At 39.2% G+C, this 8,384-nt stretch carries 7 protein-coding genes; all 7 read right to left on the bottom strand.

Annotated elements, in window-relative coordinates:
- A partial coding sequence (locus Q1V93_RS16600; RefSeq protein ID WP_300666202.1) for a hypothetical protein occupies window positions 1–343 on the bottom strand: 343 nt, incomplete at its 3' end.
- A gap of 312 nt (window positions 344–655) precedes the next feature.
- Window positions 656–1,993 (bottom strand): phage integrase SAM-like domain-containing protein, encoded by a 1,338-nt coding sequence (locus Q1V93_RS16595; protein ID WP_300666200.1) that lies wholly within the window; start codon window positions 1,991–1,993, stop codon window positions 656–658.
- A gap of 339 nt (window positions 1,994–2,332) precedes the next feature.
- On the bottom strand, window positions 2,333–2,914 hold the full coding sequence (locus Q1V93_RS16590; protein ID WP_300666198.1) for an NAD(P)H-dependent oxidoreductase: 582 nt from the start codon (window positions 2,912–2,914) through the stop codon (window positions 2,333–2,335).
- 55 nt (window positions 2,915–2,969) lie between these two features.
- Window positions 2,970–3,539 (bottom strand): Crp/Fnr family transcriptional regulator, encoded by a 570-nt coding sequence (locus Q1V93_RS16585; RefSeq protein WP_300666197.1) that lies wholly within the window; start codon window positions 3,537–3,539, stop codon window positions 2,970–2,972.
- Between the two features lie 9 nt (window positions 3,540–3,548).
- Window positions 3,549–5,066, bottom strand: coding sequence for a T9SS type A sorting domain-containing protein (locus tag Q1V93_RS16580; RefSeq protein WP_300666195.1), 1,518 nt, complete (start codon window positions 5,064–5,066; stop codon window positions 3,549–3,551).
- Between the two features lie 136 nt (window positions 5,067–5,202).
- Entirely contained in the window at window positions 5,203–7,281 is a 2,079-nt protein-coding gene (locus Q1V93_RS16575; RefSeq protein WP_300666194.1) for an insulinase family protein, read from the bottom strand.
- A gap of 12 nt (window positions 7,282–7,293) precedes the next feature.
- On the bottom strand, window positions 7,294–8,384 hold a 1,091-nt coding region (locus Q1V93_RS16570; protein WP_300666193.1), incomplete at its 5' end, for a pitrilysin family protein.

Raw genomic sequence — 8,384 nt, 5'->3', positions numbered from 1 at the left:
GTGAAATAAATTCATTTATGGCTTTGTATGCTGGGTCGTCAATGTCTTTCACTTCTGATTTTATTGAATAGCGTAATGGATTATAAAATTGCAAATAGACCTTAAAATTATTTTTATAGTCGTTTCTAACATTAAAGATTAAATCGTCATCAATAGTATGCCAACTGTCTATGCCGTCTGAGGCATAGACAAACGTTTTTTTCGGTTCGTCCCATTTTATAAAAATATTCTCTTTCAATTTAACACCATTAATCCTGTTGAATAAAGATTCATCTTGTCCATAAACAAATGATGAAAATGTAATCACCATAGAAAGTATTACCAAGTGAATTAGGTTTTTCATAATATTCTTTTTATTCGTTTTTTATCTATTGATTTTAGTTGTGATCCTTTTGGGAAACCAACAACGCACACAAAGGCGCAACTTTGATTATTTACGATCAATTAAAAAAAATTCATTCTGAACTTTAGGGATTTTCGTGAATAGTTTTTCAGTGTTTATTGCATCAATACTAAATAATAATTTTCATAAAAACAATAATCAACTAATAATAAGTCTATTACATTGGCAATATTAAAGGAATCAATAAAAAAATCTTTGGTCAGTTTTTGAACTATCAAAAATGAATTTAAACATTGAGACTACTGTAAATCATCAAACCAATTCAAACGGGAAGTAATCCCTATTAGATTTCACTTGCTGTTTCAACTCCTTCACGAAACGTGCTGCATTATCAATCAATGAGATCTTATTGTATTTAAAAATCACACTTGTGTCTGATAAGTCAAATTCCGGGATTGGGATAGAGTTTGTATGACCTGTAATCTTACTCAGGACTGTTATCGGAACAAAGTTTATCAGATTGGTAATGAACGATCTTCTTCCGATGTGGGATGAAACGAAATCAAACAACTTTTGAGTGATAAACTGCTTCTTTCCATGTGCATTCGTGTATGAAAGCGTAACTTCATCATTCAACTTACAATCTTCAGCAATTTTCTTCACAAGTGCATTGAACTTTTGCTGCGAAATCGGGTAAGCTAAGTTTCCTCCGTTTGTATTGATTGCATCCTGCAATGGTTTAAGGATTGGAACTACGATTTCAGTATCTGTTTTCTCACTGAAATAACGAGCATACTTGAACGTTACACCATTCTTTGAATACGTATGTTCAGGAACAATCTTGTAAACATCGGAATATCTGCACCCGGTAAAGAGTAACGTTAGCAGAATAAGTTTCACATTTCCCAATTCCTCATTTGGCGGATTGTACTTGATGATTTCTTGTATTTGCTCAAATTCCAGGTAAATTTTATCCTCTGTTACCATCCGTACTTTATCTGTTGGGCGAAGTTCTTTGGTAGGACTGAAGACCGTGAGTTTGTATTTTCGCTCAATCCGGTTCAACACCGCTTTAAAACTCTTGTAAATACTCCAAACCGTATTGATCCGATTGGAACGTTCACGGATGCTATCAATAAAACTATTGTACAGTTCCTCATTGAGTTCATTACTGAATAATTGCTTTCCGATTTTCTTTTCAAAATCCTTTAATCGGTTATGAAGCGTAGTATAGCTTTGTTTGGTTTTGGGTTTTAAGCTCTGCTCTTTCATAATTTCATTGGAAATGAAATCCACGATCCGAACTCGTTGTACAATTGCTTTATTCTCTCTCTTTTTGATTTTGACATCCAACTCTTGCTTTAAGCGGTCAGGTGTTACTATTTCTGTTGTGATCAGATAATTAAATATATCCGTAGCTTGCTTTTCCAGTTGTAGAAGCTCAGTTCGTTTAGATTTATTCTTTGGAAGTTTTTCATCCAGATCCCAATCAGATTTTGTAACTTTCACTCCAGTATAATATCGAAGTGGTTTATACACATGAGTTTGCTTCATTACATCGAATTCTTTGTATCCGAAGTTCATGATTGCCAGAACCGGAATTTCTCCGTCGACTCCAGTTTTAAGTATGAAATTGATCTTTAATTTCATGGTGATTCGTTTTTATTGGTTGATCCAAACATATAAGTAATAACTCATACGCAGGGTACTAAAAAGGGTAGGAAAATTGGAGGTTTGCCCCCCAATTCCCCTAAATTCTTTCAAGTTCCTTCCAATATAACGAAACCGCTGAATCCTTTATTGTGGCTGGCTTTCAGGGATTATAAAGGATTTGTGAGATTTTAACTACGCTTCTCCAAAGGGGGAATTTTTAACCCTCTTTCAAAAAGAGATTCTATCATCCTCATTTTAAATTTTCGAAGCAAGTTTTAATCTTTAAGAGAAAATCTTTGTTTCCCCTTGGGAGGGGGATAAAGGGGGAGGACATGGCTATTTCATTTTCCGTCCCCAACTCTCAACCTTCTCCAGCCATTTCTTCCTCATATCGCTTTCAGAGTTCCTGATAATTCCGATGTAACTCACTTTCACCGGACTGATTCCACAGAATTGCAAAACAGATCGTTTCAACTGATTCACACTTGGTCTTCTGAAAACCAGCCGGTAGAACCAACCCGGTTGATCCAGCGTAGTAATAATATGAGCCGTTTTTCCTTTCAGCAGTTTATCCCAAAAACTGGAATTTTCACGGTATTGAAAGGCAAATCCGGGAAGAAACAACCGATCGATAAACCCTTTGGTAATAGCAGGTAATCCTCCCCACCAAACCGGGTGAATCCAAACCAAATGTTCTGCCCATTGGATTTTTTCCCATGCATCAAGTAAATCGGGTTCGAGTTCCGTTCTTTTTTGATATCCGAACCGAAGATTGGGATTGAATTGAAGATCTGCGATGACGATTTCGCGAATTTCAGCACCGGAGTTTGCTGCTCCTTTCCGGTAAGCTTCCACGATTCCGAAATTAAATGAGTTGTGATTGGGATGCCCGTTGATAATCAGTATTTTCTTGCTCATTGTTTTTGTTTTGAGCAAAGCTAAGCGCATTCGATCTGCTAAAAAAGGACAAATGTCACAAAACAACCTGTTTCCGGATTCTGCTCAAATGCCGTTGTGTGATTCCGAGGTAAGAAGCCAGGTGCTGCAAGGAAATTTGTTGAATATATTCCGGTTGATTGTCTACAAGATCTTGATACCGTTTTTGTGCAGAATCGCGTTGTAATTGAAACACGCGGCCTTCCAGTTCGAGGTATTGCTGTTCGGCAACGATTTTCAGAAAGAGTGTCCATTTTGGGTTTTGCTCTGCAAGTTGCTCAATTTCCATTTTAGGAACTACCAACAGTTCGCCATCCGAAATGGCTTGAAAACTTTCAACACTTTTATTTCCGGTAATAAAAGCTGAATAGGCCGTCATAAATTCATTCTGAAACCGGAAACAGTAGGTGATTTCTTCCCCGGCTTCTGAAGTGTAAAAAGAGCGGAAAACTCCCTTTTCAATGAAAGCTACCTCCGAACAATAGTGTCCTTCTCGGATAAAATAATCTCCTTTTTCGACTTTCCTGACAGAAAACAGAGGAAGAATCCGGTCGATCTCTTCCTCCGAAAAAATTGCAAAACGGTTTAAGTATGATTTCAACTGCATGAATCAAAGTTACTGTTTCGCAACTTTAATAGTCTTTGTTTCACCGGATTTCTTTGTCAAAACAAGTTGATACATTCCGTTTGAAAGATGATCTAACTGCAGTTTATTGTTTTCGATATGTTCAAAAGTACTTACAACGCGACCTGAAGGATCAATCAATTGGATGCCGGAAAGTTCATTGCCGTCGAAGGAAAAAGTTAATTCATGGGTAAACGGATTCGGGTAAACAGAAAGGTCCCCGGTTGAATTTTCAGAAAGACTCAAACTTTGACTGAGATCGATTTGCGCATGCATGAAATGTGCAATAGAATTAGCATCTCTTGACGAACCTCCAACCAACAGTTTATTCCCGGAATCCAACAATTTCATGGTTTGCAGGTAATCATTTCCCGGGGAGAAATCTACGGTAAACGAACCTGTTCCGTTGAATCCCGGATCCAGGTTTCCGTTGGCAAGCAAGCGCGTGATAGTAAATCCGTAGTTGTATTCGGAAACTTCACGACTTCCTCCAAGAAGTATTTTTCCGTCTTGCTGAATTTCCATGTCTTTGGATTTGTAATTATGCGTACGGATTCCGTTTGAACCGAATGCGGAGTTGAGACTGCCGTCAGCATTGAGTTTGATCACCAGGCCGGTCACGGAGAATCCGTTCAGGATGATTTTCCCATCCGGTAATTCAATGGCTTTTGAGATCAGTTCGGTAACACTTCCAATGATTGTGTCACTGTCATAAGTATCTAGGATTACTTTTCCTCCCTGGCCGAAGGAAGTCACTAAATTTCCCTGTAAATCAACTTTTGCACAAGAGACTTTTGTATTCACATAATCACTTCCTTCATATCCGTAAAGTAAAACAGATCCATCATTCAAGGAGATTCCTCCCCAATTCACCAAAAAGTAGTTTGCATCACCCAAAAATTTCACTCCGCCGTTTCCGTAAGCAGGATCCAAAATTCCGTTAGCAGTTAGTTTCGTAATACAAGTCTGACCTCCTGCATTTCCGACCAACAACATAGAACCATTGCCTTGAAGAAGAATAGAGTTGAAATGACTATCCGTATAACCAGACACAAAAATGCCGTTCGTTGCAAAGCTGGAATCAATCGTTCCGTTTGGAAGATAACGGACAATGAAAGAGCGATGATCACCTGGTCCCATTTGTGTTGGGCCCATATAAGCAGAACCTGCTGTCAGGATTTTTCCATCCGGTTGAAGCGTGATATCTAAGGGAAATTCCGAGTACTCGACTTCCGTATAAACCAAACCGTTTGTTCCGAAATTCGAAGCAATACTCCCGTTGCTGTTGTGTTTTGAAACGGTTAAACGATACACATCGCTTCCGTTTCCCAAAGAGTGATACCCACTGCTGAAAACAGCCCCGTCTGCAGCAACTGCCATGCTGTTTATTTCGGTTGATTGATTGGTGATAACGACTCCTGAATTTCCGAAATAGTTGTCCAAACTAACGTTCTGGGAAAAAGTATTTAAAAAGATAAAGCAGGAAAAGAATGTAAAACAGGTTTTCATGTGTTGAGATTTATTGTGTTGCACAGAATACAATCATGAAAACAGAAAGGTTGCCTGCCGGAGAAAAAGCCGTGAAACAAAAAAGCCGGGGTGAACATTTTTTCACCCCGGCTTTTTACTGTATTCAAGTTGTCGATTATTCAAACATCGTCTTATCGTATTCACCATTGAATTCGATCGATTTCGTAACTCCGGAAAGGCTCATTTCACCTGCCGTTTGAGTTAGTTTGTGAGCGAACAGGAATCCGTTTACGTCTTTGTAGTCATCATAGGTAACAGTTGATTCCATTACTTCACCACCTTCTTTCGAAATTGAAATGGTTTTGAACTTCAGGTTTGTTGTTACGTCAAAGTAATCGTAGGATTCTTTATCACCGTCATTGGTTACCAATACATAGTAATCTTTTCCGTTGATTGTTTCAATTCCTTTGATTTCGTACTTCATTCCGGAAATTTTGTAAGCTGCTTCAGGGAACAATCCTTCGCTTTTCTTTTTCGAAGCCAATTCTTCAGCAGTCATCGCTTTCTTACCTGTTTGCATATTCATTTCAGAACCTTTTGTTCCGTCATAGTATGAACTTTGGAAAACCATTCCCTGAGCTTCGATTTTGATAGCTTCTTTGTTTGGAGCTAGGAATACCTCCGTCATGTTGATTGCCATCGGGATCTGAGGAGCAGAAAGTTCGATTTTCTTCACAACAGATTTTACCTTTTTCATCTTCTTAGCCAAATCCTTTGCTGAAGTTGTTTTCGTAACCGTGTTGATATATCTTTCGATCAGCTGATCAGCCGTGATGTCTGCTTTCTTCATTTCCTTTACAGGATTTCCGAACGGATCCAGTTTTTCGATGATTCCGTCGCTGTCGAAAGCCTTTAATTTCGGCAAGATGTCTTCGTTACCAACTACCACAATATTGAATCCGTTTTTGAAGTATTTCTGAGCAACAGTCAATACATCGTCTTTGGAAATAGCATCCAAACGCTTCAAATAGGTTTGGTAGTAATCTGCAGGCAGGTTTTCACGAATAATGTTCAAAGCGAAACGCGCAATTGTTTGAGGTCTTTCCAATGAACGTGCAAATCCACCAGCCATTGCTGATTTTGCAAGGTTCAATTCGTCGTCCGTTACATAACTGTCGCTGATTTTAGCAATCTCGTTCAGGATTTGAGTGATCGCAGAATCCGTTACTTCATTTCTGAAACTTCCGGATGTACCGAACCAGCTTCCGTCTCTTGTTACTTCGAAGTCGGAATAACATCCGTAAGTATACGCTTTGTCTTCACGCAGGTTTTGCATCAAACGCGCACCGAATGAACCACCGCCTAAAATGCTGTTCATAACATTCAACGCAATTTGATCGTTCGCTCCCGGTTTCATTTCGATCGGGAATGTAATATCAATCACAGACTGAACTGCTCCCGGTTTGTTTACGAAGATCACGCGGTTTCCTTTTGCTTTCAATCCGCTTCCGAAATCTTCTTTGTAAACAGCTCCGCCTTTCCATGTTCCGAAATATTTCTCGGCCAATTTTACCGCATTGTCTTTTGTAATATCACCGACAATTACCAGGTATGCTCCATTTGGAGTGAATACTTTTTTGTAATTGTTTCTCACATCATCCAATGTAATTGCAGCCAAAGAAGCTTCGTCCATAATGTCACCAAGCGGGTGATTCGGGAAGTCGATTTTCTTTTCTGCATTGGATGCCATCGTGTTTGGGTCTGATTTCGCAGATAACAATCCGGATTCGTTTTGCTTCTTGATGCGGTCAAACTCACTTTGAGGAAAAGCCGGATTCATCGCAACATCCTGCATGATATCCAATCCTGTTTCCATGTGTTTTGTCAAGCAAGAGAAGTAAATAGAACTTCCGTCAGCATTTAAAGATGCTCCCATGTTGTCTACTTCTTTGTCCAATACGTCTTTCGAGCGTTTACTTGTTCCGGAAGTAAGCAATTGTCCCATCAGGTTGTTTGTTCCCGCTTTAGAACCTTCAATCATCGGTGAAGCCCCCATTGTAAGAGAGAAAGAAACACGTGGAAGTTTATGATTTTCAGAAAGAATAACGGTAATTCCATTGCTCAGTTTGAAAACCTCAGAGTTTTTAATGTTAATGGTCGGAGCTGCAGCTGCAGCAGGTCTTACAGAACGATCAATTTGTCCGTGAACCCCTGTAAATGCCGCTAAAGCAACAAGTGTAATTAACTTTTTCATGATCTTATTCTCTTAGTTTGCCTTTGGTAAATAATGTAAAATGATGCGGTTATCCTGAGTCAGGTATTTTTTCGCAACACGTTGAATATCTTCACGGGTAATGCTCATGTAGATCTCCATTTGTTTGTTGATCAACTCCGTGCTTCCGAAATACATTCTGTTTTGAGCTAAGTTCTCAGCAATTCCGGCTACCGTTGAATTGGAACTAACAATTTGATTCTCAAACTGATTTCGAACAGCCTGGAATTCTTCTTCGGAAATTAAATTGTCCTGAATCGCTTTGATCTCTGCATCCAACGATTTTTCCAAATCGTCAACTGAAGTACCGTTCGCCGCAATTGCAGCAACGATTCCCAATCCCGGATCTTCCATGTTGAATGCGAAAGAGAAGGCAGCAACAGCTTGTTGTTTTTTCTCTACGATTTCTTTGTTCATGCGGGAAGAATTACTTCCGGATAAAACGGCATTCAGGAATTCGATAGCAGCGAAATCTTTGTCGGTTTCTTTCGGGAATTTGTAACCCATGAATACTGCCGGCAATTGAATGTTGTCGTAAATAGTTTCTCTCTGTACCCCTGAAATCGGCTCGAATGCAGGATTCGGGCGAGGAATTTCACATCCCATTGCAGCATATTTCTTCAATACTTCTTTTGCTTTCGCATCAGTCGGATTATTGAAGTTTTTCGCATCAAAAGCTTTTTTCTCCACTCCGTATTTTGTTTTGAAATCTGCATCGGAAAGGTTTTCGAAATCGCGGAACAGGTTAATTGCTTGTCCTTTTGGAACAGAAGCAAAATATTTGTCAATCCACTTTTTAGTCTGCTCGATATTGATATCTCCAGCAATGGAAAGAACTGCATTGGAAGGAACATAGAATGTGTGATAGAAATTCACATAATCAATTTCCTGTGCAGCATTCAAATCTTCCATACTTCCGATCGGAACCCAACGGTAAGGATGGTTTTTGTAAGCCATCTTGAACAGGTTTTCCATGAAAGTAGCATACGGTTGGTTATCAACACGCTGTCTTTTTTCTTCTTTTACAACCTCACGTTGTGTTTCAACACCTGTTTGATCCACTTTTGCATGCAGCAAACGCTCAC

It is taken from the genome of Fluviicola sp., assembly GCF_030151805.1.
Lineage (GTDB): Bacteria > Bacteroidota > Bacteroidia > Flavobacteriales_D > Crocinitomicaceae > Fluviicola.
The sequence above is the reverse complement of the archived record's forward strand: the minus strand, read 5'-3'. Positions and strand labels throughout refer to the sequence as shown.

Coding starts and splice junctions, on each gene's coding strand:
- Q1V93_RS16590 (WP_300666198.1), bottom strand. CDS start 2,914: ATGAGCAAGAAAATACTGATTATCAACGGGCATCCCAATCACAACTCA.
- Q1V93_RS16575 (WP_300666194.1), bottom strand. CDS start 7,281: ATGAAAAAGTTAATTACACTTGTTGCTTTAGCGGCATTTACAGGGGTT.
- Q1V93_RS16580 (WP_300666195.1), bottom strand. CDS start 5,066: ATGAAAACCTGTTTTACATTCTTTTCCTGCTTTATCTTTTTAAATACT.
- Q1V93_RS16595 (WP_300666200.1), bottom strand. CDS start 1,993: ATGAAATTAAAGATCAATTTCATACTTAAAACTGGAGTCGACGGAGAA.
- Q1V93_RS16585 (WP_300666197.1), bottom strand. CDS start 3,539: ATGCAGTTGAAATCATACTTAAACCGTTTTGCAATTTTTTCGGAGGAA.